This is a genomic window from Variovorax sp. 01T432 (assembly GCF_056398605.1).
This window is the reverse complement of record NZ_JBFTPS010000009.1, coordinates 40,626-55,936: the sequence shown is the minus strand read 5'-3', so window position 1 is coordinate 55,936 and position 15,311 is coordinate 40,626. Positions and strand designations below refer to the sequence as shown.

Sequence of the window (15,311 nt, the reverse complement as noted above, 5' to 3'; positions counted from 1 at the left end):
TCTGTTATTGATCGTCGGCTTCAGAGATGCGCATCAGCGCGGCGCGATCCTTCACCACCAGCCCACCCGGCTCGATGCGGATCGCCTCCTCGCGCTCCATGGCCTTGAGTTCCTGGTTGACGCGTTGGCGCGAGGCGCCCAGCAACTGCGCGAGTTCTTCTTGCGCCAAGTGCAGGCCAATGCGCATCTGGCTGCCATCCTCCAGCGTCGGCACGCCGTAGCTGCGAACCAGATGGATGAGCTGCTTGGCGAGCCGCGCTCGCAAGGGCAGGGTGTTGAGGTCCTCGACCAGGCCGAACAGCTGGCGAATGCGTCTGGCCTGCAGGCGCATCAGCGCCTCGTAGAGTTCGACGTGGTTGGAAAGGATCTTCTGGAAATCTGCGCGGGCCACACAGAGAATCGTGGTTTCGCCATGCGCATAGGCGTCGTGCGTGCGCCGGTCCCCATCGAACATCGCCACGTCGCCGAACCAGATGCCGGGCTCCACGTAGGTCAGCGTCACCTGCTTGCCTGACACCGCCGTCGAACTCACGCGCACCGCGCCCTTCGCGCATGCGATCCACTGCTCGGGCGGATCGCCGCGAGCGGCGATCAGATCGCCGTCCTTGTATCGTTTGACGTAAGCACATCGAAGAATATCGTGGCGCAGTGATGGAGAGAGGGAAGAGAACCAGCGACCACCGTTGATCGCCTCACGTTCTTCGATGGTAAGAATGGGGTCGTCCATGGACTGTCCTGTCGGAGACTGAAAGACTAGGGGTTGTCACGAGAGCGACGCGGCGCTATTCGTAGCGCGGCGTCTGCTTGGCCAGGAAGGCGGCGATCCCGATGCCGGCGTTGACGTGATGCAGGTTGCGCACGAAGTGGTCCCGCTCCTGCGACAGCTGCGTACCCAGCGCCGCACCGCGAGCTTCGCTGAGCAGCTCCTTGATGCTGGCCAGCGAATTGGGCGCGCGCGCGTTGAGGCGCGTCGCCAGCGCGAGCGCTGCGGCGAGGGCCTGGCCGTTCTCGGTGATCTCGTTGACCAGGCCGAGCGCGTGCAGGCGCGGTGCCTGGAACTTTTCTCCCAGCATGAGCCATTCGCTCGCCAGTTGGCGCGGCAAGGCTTGCCCCAGGTGCCAGCTCAGGCCGCCGTCCGGTGACAGTGCGACGTTGCTGTACGAAGCGGCGAACACCGAATCACGTGCCGCCACGATGAAGTCGCAGGCCATCGCCAGCGAGAAGCCAGCGCCGGCCGCCGCACCTTCGACAGCCGCGATGACGGGCTTGGGAAAGGTGCGAATCGAATCGATCCAGGTGTGCAACGCCTCGATGCTCTCCGCCTGCACCGAGGGCTCGCGACCGCGGTTGGCTGAAAGGCGTTGCAACGAGCCCCCGGCGCAGAACCATGCGCCTTCGCCGACAAGGACCACGCTGCGGATCTCATTGTTGCTCTCGGCACCATTGAGCGCTTCGATGCCGGCTGCATACATCTCGGGGCCCAGCGCGTTACGTTGCGACGGATTGGACAGTGTGAGCACCATCGTGCTTCCTTCGCTCGTGCTCTTGAGTTCTGCGGTCATCGATGTCTCTTACTCTTCTTGGTGGGTGAGGCTCAGGCCGAGAGCGCCGCGGCGGCGCAGCCAGGGGCTCGGCCGATAACGCGGGTCGCCATAGACGGTCTGGAGGTTGAACAGGATTTCGAGCACGTTGGTCGGCCCGTACAGGTCGCCCATCGCCAGCGGGCCCTGAGGGTAGCCGAGGCCGAGCCGAACCGCGGTTTCGAGATCAGCCGGCGAGCAAACGCCTTGTTGGCACATGTCCGAAGCGATATTCACGATCGTTCCGATCACTCGTTGCGTGATGAAGCCGCCGCTGTCGCGGATCACGCTCACGGGTTTTCCGTCCCGAGCGAACAGCGCATGCGCGGCGTCGCGCATGTCGCGCCGCGTCGCGGGGTTGGTCGCCAGCACGCGCCGCCTGGTGGCGGCGTCCTCCACCATGAGGTCGATGCCGATCGTGCGGGTCGCGTCGAGACGTTCGACAGCGGCCACGGTTGTCACGTCGAAGCCCAGARGCGCAACCAGGATCAAGGCGGCCGAGGAGGGCGTCGCGCCGCTTTCGAGCTGTGCGCCCAGCGTATGGACAAGTCTCAGGAGATCGGGCCGTCGCGCGGCGCGCGGCGACACCCAAACCGCGGGAATCGTGTCGACTGCGGGTACCGGGGGTTCCGGAGGAACCTGCATGATGCCGTCGAGGTAGCGGTAGAAGCCCTCGCCGGTCTTGCGTCCCAGGGCGCCGGCAGCAAGGCGCTGGGCGGTGATCACGCTTGGCCGAAACCGTGGTTCGTCGTAGTACTGGCGGTAGATCGACTCCATCACGGGATGGGAGACGTCAAGCGCCGTGAGATCGAGCAGTTCGAACGGACCGAGTCGAAAGCCAGCCTGGTCCTTCAGGATGCGGTCGATCGTTGCGAAGTCGGAAACGCCCTCGCCGACGATGCGCAGCGCCTCGGTGCCGTACCCGCGCCCCGCATGGTTGACGATGAAGCCAGGAGTGTCCTTGGCCTGCACCGCGCTGTGACCCATCTGTGCGGCGTATCCGGCCAGACGCTCGCAAACCTCGGCCTCCGTCTTGAAGCCTGCAACGACCTCGACGACCTTCATGAGAGGGACAGGGTTGAAGAAGTGGAAACCCGCCATGCGCCCGGGATGGGCCATCACTGCCGCGATAGCCGTGACCGAGAGAGAGGAGGTGTTGGTCGCCAGAATGGCGGAGGACGCGGCATTGGCTTCGAGTTCGCGAAACAGCTTGCGCTTAATCTCGAGATCCTCAACCACAGCCTCGATCACCAGATCGCAACCAGAGAGCGCCTGCATCGACTCGGCGGCGTGGATCCGTGCGGACAGCGCGTCGCGCTGTGCTTCGTCCAGCTTGCCTTTCTCATGCAGTTTTTGCCATTGCGCAAGGATGGCGTCGCGTCCGCGCATCGCCGCGCCCTCGAAGCTGTCGAGTAGCAAGACTTGGCTGCCGGCTTGTGCTGCAATCTGGGCGATGCCCCGGCCCATGGCGCCCGCGCCCACAACGCCTATGTTGGAAAAATTCACAGTCATTTGATAATTGTCTCTCGACGGATGGATGGACCTGACCCTCATGTCAGAATGTGACAACTTTCGGTTACTTTTCTTATTCGCTCCATTTTGCAGATCCCACGACTAGCGGCGGCCCTCTTTCTACTGGGGTCTGTCCTTGATTCTTCGGCCTTGACGATCGGACGACCCCAAGGGGCCGTCTGGATCGGCAAGCCGCTGGATGTGGTGATTCCACTATCGTTGGACGCCGCGGAGGCCGGTTCGGCGCTGTGCCTCGAAGCAGATGTGCTGCAAGGGGACGCGGCCCTTCCTGATCGACGCGTGACCGTATCGCTCGAATCAGGATCGGAGCCGGTCAGTTCGCGCATGCACGTTCGCTCCACGGTGCCGATGGAAGAGCCCGTGATCACCGTGAACGTGCGTGCGGGCTGCGACATGAAGTCGACCCGCAGCTATGTGCTGCTGGCCGATGTACCGAGTGAAATCGTGCAGTCGGGCGTCGCGAGCGCCGGCGCGCGAGCGCTATCAGGTCAAGGCGACGGCGGTACACCGTCAGTGCCCGTGCGACGCGGCGCGCCAGCAGCGGCCAGGCCACAACCGGCCAACCCCGGCACCCAGCCCCAAGCCTCTCGTCCGCCAGCGCCACGACGCGCTGCCGTTGCGCAGGCACCGTCCACGCCCCGCGCCGACGTTCCACGCGCCACGCCCTTGGTTCCCAAGCCAGTTGCATCGCCGCCGAAGCGCGAGGCTGCCGCCGGTGGGCCCCGTCTTCAGGTGGAGGCTCTGGAGCCGGCACCTGTCGCGGAGGCTGGCCTCAAGACCGCGTCCCAGCTCGCACTTCCTGCAAGCGAAGACTCCGCCCGACGCGCCGAGGCAGCGGCCCAGTGGCGCGCTCTCAATACGGGGCCCGAAGAAGCTCAACGCGACGCGCAACGCATGCAGGCATTGGAAGCGACGCTTGCAGCCCTTCGCGAGCAGACAGCGCAGAACCAGCGCACCTTGCTCGAAATGCGAAGCGAACTTGCAGAGGCACGCGAGAGTCGTTACCGCAATCCGCTCGTTTACGTCCTGATAGTCCTGCTGGTGCTCGCCCTCGTGGCGATCTTCATGCTGTGGCGTCTTGCGCGACGGACCGCCGCGCCCGCATGGTGGGGCGAGGCGCGGCCCGCAGGCGAGGGCGGCCTGAGGCGCCCGACACGCAACCGTGGCCTGCTCGACGAAGACCTCGAGGCCGAAGATCAGGATCTGGAATCAGATCGTCCGCACCGCAGTGCCAATGCCACGACCTTCGGAGCGACGCCCTTTGCGCCACTGGAGCCCGAGGTCGGCGATAGCGGCTTCGACGAGCCCATGGCACACCCGCCGCGTACTTTTGATGGCGCGCCTGCGAGGCCCGTCAACACCGAAGAACTCTTCGACGTGCAGCAGCAGTCCGACTTCTTTCTTTCGCTCGGGCAGCACGATCAGGCGATCGCTGTGCTGCGCGAGCACATCGCCGACAACCCCGGGACAAGTGCGCTGGCCTACCTCGATCTGCTGCGGATCTTTCACTCGCTGGGGCGCAAGGACGACTACACGCGCCTCGCCGAGGAGTTCGAACGGGCCTTCAATGCCGACGTGCCGGGCTTCGATAACTTCACCGATGCCGGCAAGGGACTCGAGCACTATCCCGCCACGCTGGCGCGCATCGAATCGCAGTGGCCGGCGCCGGGCACCTTGGCGTTGATTGAGGAACTGGTGTTCCGCAGGCCCGGCGTGCACGAGGACGGCGCCTTCGATCTGGCCGCCTACCAGGAACTGCTGCTGCTGTATTCCGTGGCGAAAGAAGTGATCGATCCGGACAGTGCGCCACCCGCACCTGTCACGCCTCAGTCATTCCTCGACACTCACGTCCATGGCTTGGACCCATTCACGACAGCGTCCGCGCCCCTGGAACCGGAAAGCCCACCCGAACCGGTGCAGGGTGGGCCCACGCTGGATCCCTCGATCTATGGCGCGATCGATGACGGCCTGCACCATGAGACGGTGCTGATTCCCGATGTCCCGGCCCCCGCGCCAGACAAGGGTGTCATTCCTCCAAGGGCCCGACCAGGTGCGGAGATGGATCTCGCCGAGTTCGACAAGACCGCTTACGAAACCATGCCGACGCCGCTCGAGCCGCCCGCGCGGCCGCCTTCGAGCGATCCGCACGTCATTGATTTCGAGCTCTTCGATCCGGAAACCGAGGCCGAGATCGCTCCCAAGACGACGCCCCCGATCATCAAGCGCTGAGTGCGGGAGCCCGGCGCTGTACCCGGTCGACGGCCAGGCTGAGTGCCATCGCGAACAACACCAGCACGAGGCCGACCCAGTTCATCAAGCCGATGGCATCGTTGGCTAGCAGCCAGCCGCCCGCCGCGGCACCTACGGCTTGGCCGACATAAATGCCGGAACTGTTCAGAGCGACGGAACCTGGTGCGAGCGTGGGTGAAAGCGCCACCAATCGCGCCTGCTGCGCCGAGTTGGCTGCAAAGCAGCCCATGCCCCAGGGCAGGAGGATCAGGGCGATCCATCCAAGCGTACGCCCCAGCGGCCACAGAAGCAGGCTCAACGCGATCGATGCGGTCGTGAGCAGCACTGCGCGCGGGGCACCTATACGGTCGATGTGTCGGCTTACAAGCATGTTGCCGAGCAGGCCGCACACGCCGAACCAACCCCAGAGAAAGCCCAATCCGGTTGCATTCGCACCGACAGTCTGTCGCAGGACGGGCGCGAAGTAGCTGAACAGCACGAACTGCCCGGCGCCCTGCAGCGCCGTGACTGACACGACGCCCATCAGCAAAGGACTCTTGAGCACACGGCCCCAGGCTTCGCGCGAGAGCGCCGGAGGGCGGATGCCCGTGGGGAGCTTGAGCCAGATCCAGACTGCGCTCAGGATAGACAGAGCCGCGATGGCGGCAAATGCCGTGCGCCATCCGAACTGGCCTCCCAGCAGCGCGCCGAGCGGCAGGCCCAGGACCGAGGCCATGGACCAGCCGAGAAAAATGAATGTGACGGCGCGACCTCGCTGTTCGGGCGGCACGAGCAGGCCGACGCATGCCGCGGCCTGTGCGGTGAAGACGGCGGGTGCGACCACCGTCAGCATGCGCACAGCCAGCAGGCCGCCGAAGCTGGGCATGAGCGTCGCCATCAAGTGCCCGCAGGCATACCAGAGCAGTGTGCATGCAAGTAGAAGCCTGCGGTCCCAGCCCGCGACCACCGCAGCCAACAGGGGCGCGCCGAGGCACATCACGATCGCACCTGCCGTGATCAACTGCCCGGCAGTGGCGGCGCTGACTTGCAGAGAGGCACTGAGTTCATTCAGCGTGCCGGGCACGACCATCACGCCCGTTCCGATCACGAAATTGCCCGCCAACAAGGCCCACAGCGCCGCGGGCAGAGGAGTCCGTGTCAACGACGGACCTGCAGCGCGCCAGGGTTGACGATGTTGGTCGGACTGCCCTTGATGAAGCTGACCACATTGTCGAAGGCCTGGCCGAAATACATCTCGTAGCTGTCTTGCTCGACATAGCCGATGTGCGGTGTGCAGATGCAGTTCTCCAGCCGCAACAGTGCATGGCCCTGCAGCGGTGGCTCGCTCTCGAATACATCGATGGCAGCCAGTCCGGGGCGACCGCGGTTGAGCGCTGCGAGCAGAGCGTCCTGTTCGACAAGTTCGGCACGCGATGTATTGACGAAGAGCGAGGTGGGCTTCATGCGGGAGAGATCCTCGAGCGTGACCAGGCCACGAGTCTCCTCCGTCAGCCGCAGGTGGACAGACAGCACGTCCGCCGCCATGAAGAAGGCTTCCCGGTTCGGCGCCACCTGAAGGCCGTCGGACCTAGCCTTGGCGCAGCTCTCCTCGCGGCCCCAGATCACGACTTGCATGCCGAAGGCCTGCCCGTAGCGTGCGACGAGTTGACCGATACGGCCATAGCCCCAGATGCAGAGCGTCTTGCCCTTGAGCACCGAGCCGAGACCGAAGTTGGGGGGCATGGAAGCGGATTTGAGGCCCGATTGCTGCCATGCCCCGTGCTTGAGATTGCTGATGTACTGCGGCAAGCGGCGCATGGCGGCCATGATCAGGGCCCAGGTCAGTTCCGCGGGCGCCAACGGCGAGCCTGTGCCTTCCGCCACCGCCACGCCATGCTCAGTGCAAGCAAGAACATCGACGTGACCACCGACCCGGCCCGTCTGAGAAATGAGCTTGAGCTTCGGGAGCTTCTCGATCAGCTGCCGGGAGATCTGGGTACGTTCACGGATCAGCACGATCACGTCAGCGTCCTTGAGGCGCACCGACAGTTGCCCGATGCCCTTGACCGTGTTGGTGTAGACCTTCGCCGCATACGCGTCGAGCTTGGATGCGCAGCGCAATTTGCGCACCGCATCCTGATAGTCGTCGAGGATCACAATGTTCATGGCGTGCCATTGTGCCTCGCACGATCGACATGCTGTGTCGGCGCAGCGCTGAAGTGCAGCGCAGGGGCCTGGCCAGCTTCAGTGCAGCGGGGTAGAACGAGGTGCTGCGTTCGCGGCTTCCAACGCGACGAGCCTGTCAAGTTCGGCGCAGACATCCGCCATCCGACCCGAAATCACCACGCGGCCGGCCCTTTGACCAGGGTGCTGCGCATCGACGGTGCGCACCACCCGCAAGGGTCTGGAGATTCGCTGCATCTTGCCTTCGGTGGCCACGCTCGGCCGAGCCGCGCAGCTTGGGCGGACACCGACGTAGCGAAGGCCCGCCGAGTCTTCCCGGCGTGAACGGCGCGCCGGAATCAATCGGCTGGCCAGGGCGTGCAGTGGCATGAACAAGTCAGCGATGCTGAGTAGGGCGATTCCCATGTGAACTCCAGAAAGGTCAGAGGTTGAACACAGGCAGGATTGCTCTCATCGGCCTCGACAGGGTGATGGCCCTCGGCCATACGCCCGCCACCTGTCGCGGCCGGGTTATTCAGTTGCTCACATCAGCATCGTGTTGCGAATCAAGCCGACGGCGAGGCCTTCGATTTCGAAGGGTTCGCCAGGCTGGACCACGATGGTGGGATAGTCCGGGTTCTCGGCATGCAGTTCGATGACTTGCTTGTTGCGCTTCAACCGCTTCACCGTGACCTCGTCGCCCAGGCGCGCGACAACGATCTGGCCGTTGCGAGCTTCCTTGGTGGCCTGAACTGCAAGCAGGTCGCCGTCCATGATGCCGGCGTCCCGCATGGACATGCCGCGCACCTTGAGAAGGTAGTCTGGTTGCCGCTGGAACAAGGTGTTCTCGACGTAGTAGGTCTGGTCGACATGCTCCTGGGCAAGGATGGGGGAGCCTGCCGCCACGCGTCCGATGAGCGGCAGCGCAAGCTGGGCCATGCCGGGCAGTGAAAGGGAGAACTGGTTGTTGCGCGATTCGTTGATGGAGCGCAGCGCGTCGCCCTTGAGTCGGATGCCGCGCGAGGTGCCGCTGACGAGTTCGATGACGCCCTTGCGAGCCAGGGCCTGCAGGTGCTCTTCGGCCGCATTGGCGGACTTGAAGCCCAGTTCGGAAGCGATCTCAGCACGGGTGGGCGGAGCGCCTGTGCGTGCGATTGCGCTTTGGATCAGATCCAGAATCTGCTGCTGGCGGGCGGTAAGCTTGACGGAGAACTGCATGAATGGCTCCTGGCGGATACTGGTTGGATAACCAGTAGCTGTATTTTTAACCAGTTTTCGAAAGTTGGCAAGCGATGGCCGAAACCAATTCAGATGGCAAGCGCCGCGTGGTCGTCCTCGGCACGGGCGGGACCATCGCCGGCCGGGCAAGAAGCGCAGGCGACAACATCGGCTATACGGCGGGTGAGGTAGGCGTGGCGGACCTGCTCGGATCCATTGATGCGCGCGAAGGCATCACCTTGTTCGCCGAACAGGTGGCCCAGGTCGACAGCAAGGACATGAGCTTCGGCATCTGGCGCGAACTGGCAATGCGCTGTGCGCACTGGCTTGCGGAGCCCGCAGTGGCGGGCATCGTCATCACGCACGGCACCGACACGCTCGAGGAGACGGCCTTCTTCCTGCAGTCTGTGCTCGCGCCCTCCAAGCCCGTGGTCCTGACCTGCGCGATGCGCCCCTCGACGGCGCTCGCCCCCGACGGGCCACAGAACCTGCGTGACGCGATCGTGGTGGCCGCCATGCCGGACGGTGGCGGCGTGGTCGCCGTTTGCGCGGGCACGGTGCACAGCGCATTCGACGTCCGGAAGGTCCATACCTACCGGCTTGATGCGTTCGATTCGGGAGATTCGGGACCGGTGGGGTACGTCGAGGAAGGGACGGTGCGCCGGCTCAGGAACTGGCCGGGTGGGCCATCCGCGGCGGCGCGCGAGTTGTTCGACCGGATGAAAGGCGCGGCGGTCCAGTGGCCCCGCGTGGAGATCCTGATGAGCCATGCGGAAGCGCGTGGCGACATCGTCGATGCTCTGGTGCGCGAGCGCAAGGCTGGCGCGGTCGACCCCGTGCAGGGTCTTGTGCTGGCGGCCACCGGGAACGGCACGCTGCATCACGCACTGGAGGCCGCGGCCCTTCGTGCGCAGGCTGAAGGCGTCGCCATCTTGCGAGCCACTCGATGTGCGGAGGGCCGCATCCTGGCCCGACCAGGCGACGGCTTGCGCGATGCCGGCTCGTTGACGCCTGTGAAGGCGCGCATTTCACTGATGCTGGATCTCCTGCCCGGCGCGGCGCCCAACTGAGCCTCTGTCGAGCGCATCGCCGCGCCTGTCCGGCCCGGCGGTTTGGAGGTTCAGCTGCTCAAGGCCGCGAGCGCGCGCTGTGTGATGTCCTCGACGGTTCCGACGCCGCTGATGGCGCGGTATTTCGGTGCCGCGGCGGGTTCGGCCTTGGCCCAGTCGGCGTAGTAGTCGACCAACGGACGTGTCTGCTGGCTATAGACCTCCAACCGCTTGCGGACGGTTTCTTCCTTGTCGTCCTCGCGCTGGATCAGGTCCTCGCCCGTCAGGTCATCCTTGCCTTCGGTCTTGGGCGGATTGAACTTGACGTGATAGATGCGGCCGGATGCGGGATGCGAACGGCGTCCGCTCATGCGGTCGATGATGTCCGCAAAGGGGACATCGATCTCAAGCACATAGTCGAGCTTCACGCCCGCCGTACGCATGGCCTCGGCCTGTGGAATGGTGCGTGGGAAGCCATCGAAGAGAAAGCCCTGAGCGCAATCCGCCAGCGCGATGCGCTCCTTCACGAGATTGATGATCAGGTCGTCGCTCACCAGCGCGCCCGACGCCATGACGGCCTGCGCCTGGAGGCCCAGAGGCGTGCCGGCCTTGACGGCGGCGCGCAGCATGTCACCGGTCGAGATTTGAGGAATGCCGTACTTGCGGCAAATGAAGGCCGCCTGCGTTCCCTTGCCTGCCCCGGGGGCGCCCAACAATATCAGTCTCATGGTGTCCTCGGACGTTTCTTTGATTTCTGTCGCGTCTTGCTCGCCACGGAGGCTCACAGGGCGGAGTTGCATCGAGGATAGCACGCGGCCCTCGAAAGAATTACGCCCGTGCTGGGGCGCGGGCTACGGGGCTGCGAAGAGCGCGCGGACACGCGCCAGGTCTTCCGGTGTGTCCACGCCCGGCCCCGGTGCATGCGCGCTGACGTGGACGGCGATGCGGTGTCCATGCCATAGCGCGCGAAGTTGCTCCAGGGCTTCAGTGCTCTCGACGGGTGCCGCAGGCATGTCTGGAAACTGACGCACGAAGGCGGCGCGATAGCCGTAGATGCCGATGTGCCTCAGCGCCGGGGGAGCCACGGGCAGGACCGTCACCCCGGCCTTTGCGAAGCCGTCGCGCCACCAGGGGATCGGCGCGCGGCTGAAGTAGAGCGCGTTGCCCTGCGCGTCGAGCACGGTCTTCACGACGTTCGGATTGACGAAATCGTCGAGCGAATCGATGGCGTGCGCAGCGGTGCTCATGGCGGCATCGGGATGCGACGCAAGCGTGTGCGCAACGGCATCGATCAGGCCTGGATCGATCAGCGGCTCGTCGCCTTGAACGTTCACGACGATCGCCTCGTCGGCAAGCCCCAGCTGTGTGCAGGCTTCCGCCAGCCGATCGCTGCCACTGGGGTGGTCGGCGCGGGTGAGCAGGGCGTCGACGCCGTGCGCATGGCAGGCGTCGACGATGCGTGCGTCATCCGCGGCCACCACGACGCGCATCGCGCCCGATTGCCGAGCGCGCCGCGCCACGCGTACGACCATGGGCAGGCCGGCGATGTCGGCAAGAGGCTTGTCGGGCAGGCGCGTCGATGCCAGCCGCGCTGGAATCAGCACGGTGAAGCCGACTGCCGGGCCTGGTGGGGGCGCGTCCTTCGTATCTCCCCCGGAGGGTGTGGCAACTCGGAGCGGTACGACGGCGCGACTCAAAGTCCCAACTCTTCGTCGGAAAGCGTGCGTGCTTCGGTCTCGAGCAGCACAGGAATGCCGTCGCGCACGGGATAGGCGAGGCGGGCGCTTCGCGAGACGAGTTCCTGCCTTTCAGCATTCCACGTCAGCGGTCCCTTGGTCACGGGGCAGACGAGCAGTTCAAGCAGCTTGGTGTCCATCGAGCGATGATAGCTTTGCATCGAGGGCCTCGAAGAAAGCGGGCTCGGGTTCGAACACCAGCGGCACGGCTAGCGCGTCAGGCGCCCTGCGCCAGAGCTTCACGGCGTCTTTCTCGGTGCAGACGAGCGCGTAGTCGCCACCGTCCGGCCGCGCCCAGTCGGCAAAGTCGTAGTGGTCGGGCAAGGACATGCAGCGCTGCGGCCGCAATGCCTTCTCGCGGAGCATGCGGAAGAACGCATCGGGCTTGGCAATCGCTGCAACCGCAACGAGCTGCCGCCCCGCCAGTGAGGCGAGTGTCACCTTCGAGCCGTCCCGGCGCAGCGCATGGTCGGCCAGAGCGCGCCGTGCAATGAACCCGGCGAACGCCGGGCGCGCGCCGGTATGCAGCACCAGGTCGCAGGGCCGCGGCCAGCGCTCGCGCAAGGGGCCGGCGGGGAGCAGCCAGCCATTGCCGACGCCGCGATCATCGAACACGCAGATCTCGACATCTCGCGCGAGCGCGTGATGCTGGAGGCCGTCGTCACTGACGATGAGCTGCGTGCCGGGATGGCGAGCGAGCAGCGCGCGCGCCGCTTCAACGCGCCGCCGAGCCACGAAGACCGGGGCACCCGTGGAGCGGCGGATCAACGCCGGCTCGTCGCCCACCTCGCGCGGATCGCTGTCATCGAGGACCTCGCGGCAGTCGTCGGTCGTCCTGCCATAGCCCCGAGACACCACGCCGACCTTGACGCCGCGGCCCTCGAGGTGACGCACGATGGCCATGACCGCGGGCGTCTTTCCTGACCCGCCAGCCACGACGTTCCCCACGACGACGACCGGCACGCCGACCCGTTCCGGCTGCAGGAGGCCGAGGCGGTAAGGCATCCGGGTGAAGGCGGCGAGCGCCGCATAGATCAGGGACAGAGGCCACAGCAGCCGCGCCGACGTACCGCGTTGCAGCCAGGCCCGCTGCAGGTGGGGCAAGGCTAGCGTCCCGCCTGCGCGGCCGATTGCGTCGCGAAGGTGATCTGCATGAGGCCCACGCGGCGCGCGGCCTCCATCACCGTGATCACCGATTGATGGGCGGCGTTGGCGTCGGCACTGATGATCACGACACTGTCCTTGCTGCCGGCCGCGGCCGCCTCGAGTGCCGCCGCCACCGATTCAACGCTGCGGTCGGTCATAGCGACCTTGTTGATCGCGTAGCGGCCGTCGGCAGAGACGGCGACGATGACTTCCTTCGGATAGTCGCGCTGCGCGTCCGCATCGGCCACCGGAAGGCGCAATTGCATCTCGGTGAACTTGCTGTAGGTCGTGGACAGCATGAGAAAGATCAGCACGACCAGCAGGACATCGATGAACGGGATCAGGTTGATCTCAGGCTCGTCCCGCGACCCGTGGCGGAAATGCATTCTCATGATCGCAGGGTGTTCAGGTGCCGTGCGAAACGCTCGCCAGCGAGTTCCAGATTCAGCAAGTATTCGTCGACGCGGCTGCGAAAGTAGCGCCAGAAGATCAATGTCGGGATTGCGATGATGAGCCCGAAGGCCGTGTTGTAGAGCGCGATGGAAATGCCATGCGCCAGTTGCGCAGGGTTGCCGGAGCCCACGGCGCCGCTCGCTGCCGACTGCGAACCGAAGATCTCGATCATGCCGATCACTGTGCCGAGCAGACCCAGCAGCGGCGCTGCCGACGCGATGGTGGCGAGGGCCGGCAGGTAGCGTTCGAGCCGGTGCGCCACGACACGCCCGGTCGACTCCATCGCGATGCGCAAGTCTTCCTCCGTCGAGCGGGGGTTGGAATTGATGGCGCGGAAACCCGCGGCCAGCACTTCACCCAGACCGGAATTCTGTTCCAGCTTGGCCACGACATCGGGGCCGGGAACCGCAGTCCGCGACACCGTGATGGCCTCGTCCAGCAGCTTGGGCGGCAAGACCTTGGAAGTCTTCAGGTTCGTGAATCTCTCGATGACGAGCGCAAGCGCAATCACCGAACAAGCGAGCAGCGGCCAGATCGGCCAACCCGCAGCAACTATGATGGAAAACAAGTATTCCTCCGGCCCATGGCATTGCAAATGCGCGGCGATTATCTACCGAGTGGCTCCAGCTTCCTGACTTGTCTGCAATGTAGGTTCAGACGCACAAATTCTGTGGATAACTTTGTGACTAATAAGCGGAGCAACCTGCTCCAAGGCCCGTGGAACGGGGCTTCCATTGGATCGATCGAATTTTGAGCAGCACTTTCCCCAATCAAATCAATGGCTTGCACGTGGACCCGTGGTTGCTGCGCGAATGCCCAAGGTCACAATCGACATGTTGGTCTCATGTGGACGACTCGCAATTTGTAACGCGAAAGTTGCATGAACGAGCGCAGTGAAAATTCAGCGCCGGGCGTGCGAGTGTGGGCAGTGGGTGCCTTGTGCCATGCCGTCGCAGATGCGCTCGATGCGCGTTTCAATCCGGTCGCCGTGCGCGGCGAGATTTCGGGCTTCTCGCGCGCGGCCAGCGGGCACTGCTATTTCGCGCTGAAGGACCCCAGCGGCCAATTGCGTTGCGCCATGTTCCGGCGTGCGGCGGGGCTGCTCGACTTTTCACCGCGCGACGGGGACCAGGTCGAGGTCCGCGGGCGGTTGGCGGTTTATGAGCCACGAGGCGATCTGCAACTTGTGGTCGAGAGTCTGCAACGTGCGGGGCAGGGCGCCTTGTTCGAGCAGTTCCTGCAGCGCAAGGCAAAGCTTGAAGCTGAGGGCTTCTTCGACACCGCGCGCAAGCGCCGCTTGCCCACCGTGCCTCGGGCGATCGGCGTGGTGACGTCGCTCGGCGCGGCGGCGCTGCACGACGTTGTCTCCGCCTTGCGCCGTCGCGTGCCTCATATTCCGGTGGTGCTGGCGCCGGCAGCGGTCCAGGGCGCGAACGCGCCGGCGGAACTGGCGCAGGCGCTGCGCTCGCTCTATGCGATGCAACCGGCGGTCGACGTCATCCTGCTGGTGCGCGGCGGCGGTTCGATCGAAGATCTCTGGGCCTTCAACGACGAAACACTGGCGCGCACGATCGTGCAAAGCCCGGTGCCCCTGGTCTGCGGCATAGGACACGAAACCGACTTCACGATCGCCGACTTCTGCGCCGATGTACGCGCCCCGACGCCCACGGCTGCGGCCGAGCTCGTCGCAGCGCCGCGCGAACTGTGGCTCGGTGCGCTCGAACTGCTCGACGAGCGGCTGCGCGATGCGCTCTCCGGGCGACTCGATGTCCTCGGCCAGCGTCTTGACCTCGCTGCGGGTCGGCTCGGGCGTCCATCCACCCTGGTCGCCCGGCAACAGCTGCGTCTGTCGCACCATGCCCAGCGACTGCACTATGCGGTGCTGTCGAGAACAAGCCGTCTCGGGCAGACACATCAGGCGTTGCGCGCGGAGTTGCCGCTCAAGTTCAAGTTCGCGCTGGCACGCCACCAAGAGCGGCTCGAACGGGCCGCGCTTCGACTGCAGTTGCTCGACCCGGCCCTGGTTCTCCAGCGCGGATACGCCTGGCTCACGAACGAGGAAGGCCAGGCCATTACCAGCGTCCGAGCGCTTGGGCCCGGCGATCCGGTGCGTGCGCGCCTCGCCGATGGCGCAGCCGATCTGACAGTCGTACAGACGGAGTTGACGGGAATGCGTCCGACGCCGCGCGGCTGATTCCTTTCTA

Annotated in this window: 16 protein-coding genes; 3 read left to right on the top strand and 13 right to left on the bottom strand. The window is 65.2% G+C overall.

The annotated features are described in order from the left end of the window. Positions 1 to 4: 4 nt before the first annotated feature. From AC1DNF_RS09725 to AC1DNF_RS09715, 3 genes are read right to left on the bottom strand one after another with little or no spacing between them, the layout of a single operon-like run. A complete protein-coding gene (locus tag AC1DNF_RS09725; protein ID WP_478148367.1) occupies positions 5 to 727 on the bottom strand; it encodes a Crp/Fnr family transcriptional regulator in 723 nt (240 codons plus the stop codon). Between the two features lie 55 nt (positions 728 to 782). Then, entirely contained in the window at positions 783 to 1,562 is a 780-nt protein-coding gene (locus AC1DNF_RS09720) for an oxepin-CoA hydrolase, alternative type (protein ID WP_478148366.1), read from the bottom strand. A 9-nt stretch (positions 1,563 to 1,571) separates the two neighbouring features. Next, positions 1,572 to 3,092 (bottom strand): 3-hydroxyacyl-CoA dehydrogenase, encoded by a 1,521-nt coding sequence (locus AC1DNF_RS09715; RefSeq protein ID WP_478148462.1) that lies wholly within the window; start codon positions 3,090 to 3,092, stop codon positions 1,572 to 1,574. 150 nt (positions 3,093 to 3,242) lie between these two features. Between AC1DNF_RS09715 and AC1DNF_RS09710 the strand changes: the two genes are divergently transcribed. Next, the gene (locus tag AC1DNF_RS09710; RefSeq protein ID WP_478148365.1) at positions 3,243 to 5,342 is read left to right on the top strand and encodes a type IV pilus assembly protein FimV; all 2,100 of its coding nucleotides are present in this window, start codon (positions 3,243 to 3,245) and stop codon (positions 5,340 to 5,342) included. On the opposite strand, the gene AC1DNF_RS09705 is transcribed toward AC1DNF_RS09710, so the two are convergent. From AC1DNF_RS09705 to lexA, 4 genes are all read right to left on the bottom strand, one after another. Continuing rightward, positions 5,332 to 6,504 (bottom strand): MFS transporter, encoded by a 1,173-nt coding sequence (locus tag AC1DNF_RS09705; protein WP_478148364.1) that lies wholly within the window; start codon positions 6,502 to 6,504, stop codon positions 5,332 to 5,334. The genes AC1DNF_RS09710 and AC1DNF_RS09705 overlap by 11 nt on opposite strands. After that, positions 6,501 to 7,508, bottom strand: a complete 1,008-nt coding sequence (locus AC1DNF_RS09700; protein ID WP_478148363.1) for a D-2-hydroxyacid dehydrogenase family protein — start codon at positions 7,506 to 7,508, stop codon at positions 6,501 to 6,503. Before AC1DNF_RS09700 ends, AC1DNF_RS09705 begins: the two co-directional genes overlap by 4 nt. 78 nt (positions 7,509 to 7,586) lie before the next feature. Then, positions 7,587 to 7,931, bottom strand: coding sequence for a hypothetical protein (locus AC1DNF_RS09695; RefSeq protein WP_478148362.1), 345 nt, complete (start codon positions 7,929 to 7,931; stop codon positions 7,587 to 7,589). A gap of 117 nt (positions 7,932 to 8,048) precedes the next feature. Further along, complete coding sequence (lexA, locus tag AC1DNF_RS09690) at positions 8,049 to 8,723, bottom strand: transcriptional repressor LexA (RefSeq protein WP_478148361.1); 675 nt, start codon at positions 8,721 to 8,723, stop codon at positions 8,049 to 8,051. 74 nt (positions 8,724 to 8,797) lie between these two features. Here lexA and AC1DNF_RS09685 point away from each other — a divergent pair, with 74 nt between their 5' ends. Beyond that, complete coding sequence (locus AC1DNF_RS09685; RefSeq protein WP_478148360.1) at positions 8,798 to 9,793, top strand: asparaginase; 996 nt, start codon at positions 8,798 to 8,800, stop codon at positions 9,791 to 9,793. A gap of 50 nt (positions 9,794 to 9,843) precedes the next feature. Here the strand turns inward: AC1DNF_RS09685 and adk are convergent, their stop codons facing one another. The 6 genes from adk to AC1DNF_RS09655 form a co-directional block, all read right to left on the bottom strand. Continuing rightward, a complete protein-coding gene (gene adk, locus AC1DNF_RS09680; protein WP_478148359.1) occupies positions 9,844 to 10,500 on the bottom strand; it encodes an adenylate kinase in 657 nt (218 codons plus the stop codon). A 123-nt stretch (positions 10,501 to 10,623) separates the two neighbouring features. Further along, positions 10,624 to 11,376, bottom strand: coding sequence for a 3-deoxy-manno-octulosonate cytidylyltransferase (gene kdsB, locus AC1DNF_RS09675; RefSeq protein WP_478148358.1), 753 nt, complete (start codon positions 11,374 to 11,376; stop codon positions 10,624 to 10,626). 89 nt (positions 11,377 to 11,465) lie between these two features. Next, positions 11,466 to 11,648: a Trm112 family protein gene (locus AC1DNF_RS09670; RefSeq protein ID WP_478148357.1), complete on the bottom strand. Its 183-nt coding sequence runs from the start codon at positions 11,646 to 11,648 to the stop codon at positions 11,466 to 11,468. Beyond that, positions 11,629 to 12,612 carry a tetraacyldisaccharide 4'-kinase gene (lpxK, locus tag AC1DNF_RS09665; protein WP_478148356.1) on the bottom strand — a complete coding sequence of 328 codons (984 nt, stop codon included), beginning with the start codon at positions 12,610 to 12,612 and terminating at the stop codon, positions 11,629 to 11,631. The genes AC1DNF_RS09670 and lpxK overlap by 20 nt, the downstream gene beginning before the upstream one ends. 2 nt (positions 12,613 to 12,614) lie before the next feature. Then, the gene (locus AC1DNF_RS09660) at positions 12,615 to 13,040 is read right to left on the bottom strand and encodes an ExbD/TolR family protein (RefSeq protein WP_478148461.1); all 426 of its coding nucleotides are present in this window, start codon (positions 13,038 to 13,040) and stop codon (positions 12,615 to 12,617) included. A 2-nt stretch (positions 13,041 to 13,042) separates the two neighbouring features. Beyond that, on the bottom strand, positions 13,043 to 13,675 hold the full coding sequence (locus AC1DNF_RS09655; protein WP_478148355.1) for a MotA/TolQ/ExbB proton channel family protein: 633 nt from the start codon (positions 13,673 to 13,675) through the stop codon (positions 13,043 to 13,045). A 312-nt stretch (positions 13,676 to 13,987) separates the two neighbouring features. Between AC1DNF_RS09655 and xseA the strand changes: the two genes are divergently transcribed. Continuing rightward, positions 13,988 to 15,301 (top strand): exodeoxyribonuclease VII large subunit, encoded by a 1,314-nt coding sequence (gene xseA, locus AC1DNF_RS09650; RefSeq protein WP_478148354.1) that lies wholly within the window; start codon positions 13,988 to 13,990, stop codon positions 15,299 to 15,301. Positions 15,302 to 15,311 lie beyond the last annotated feature (10 nt).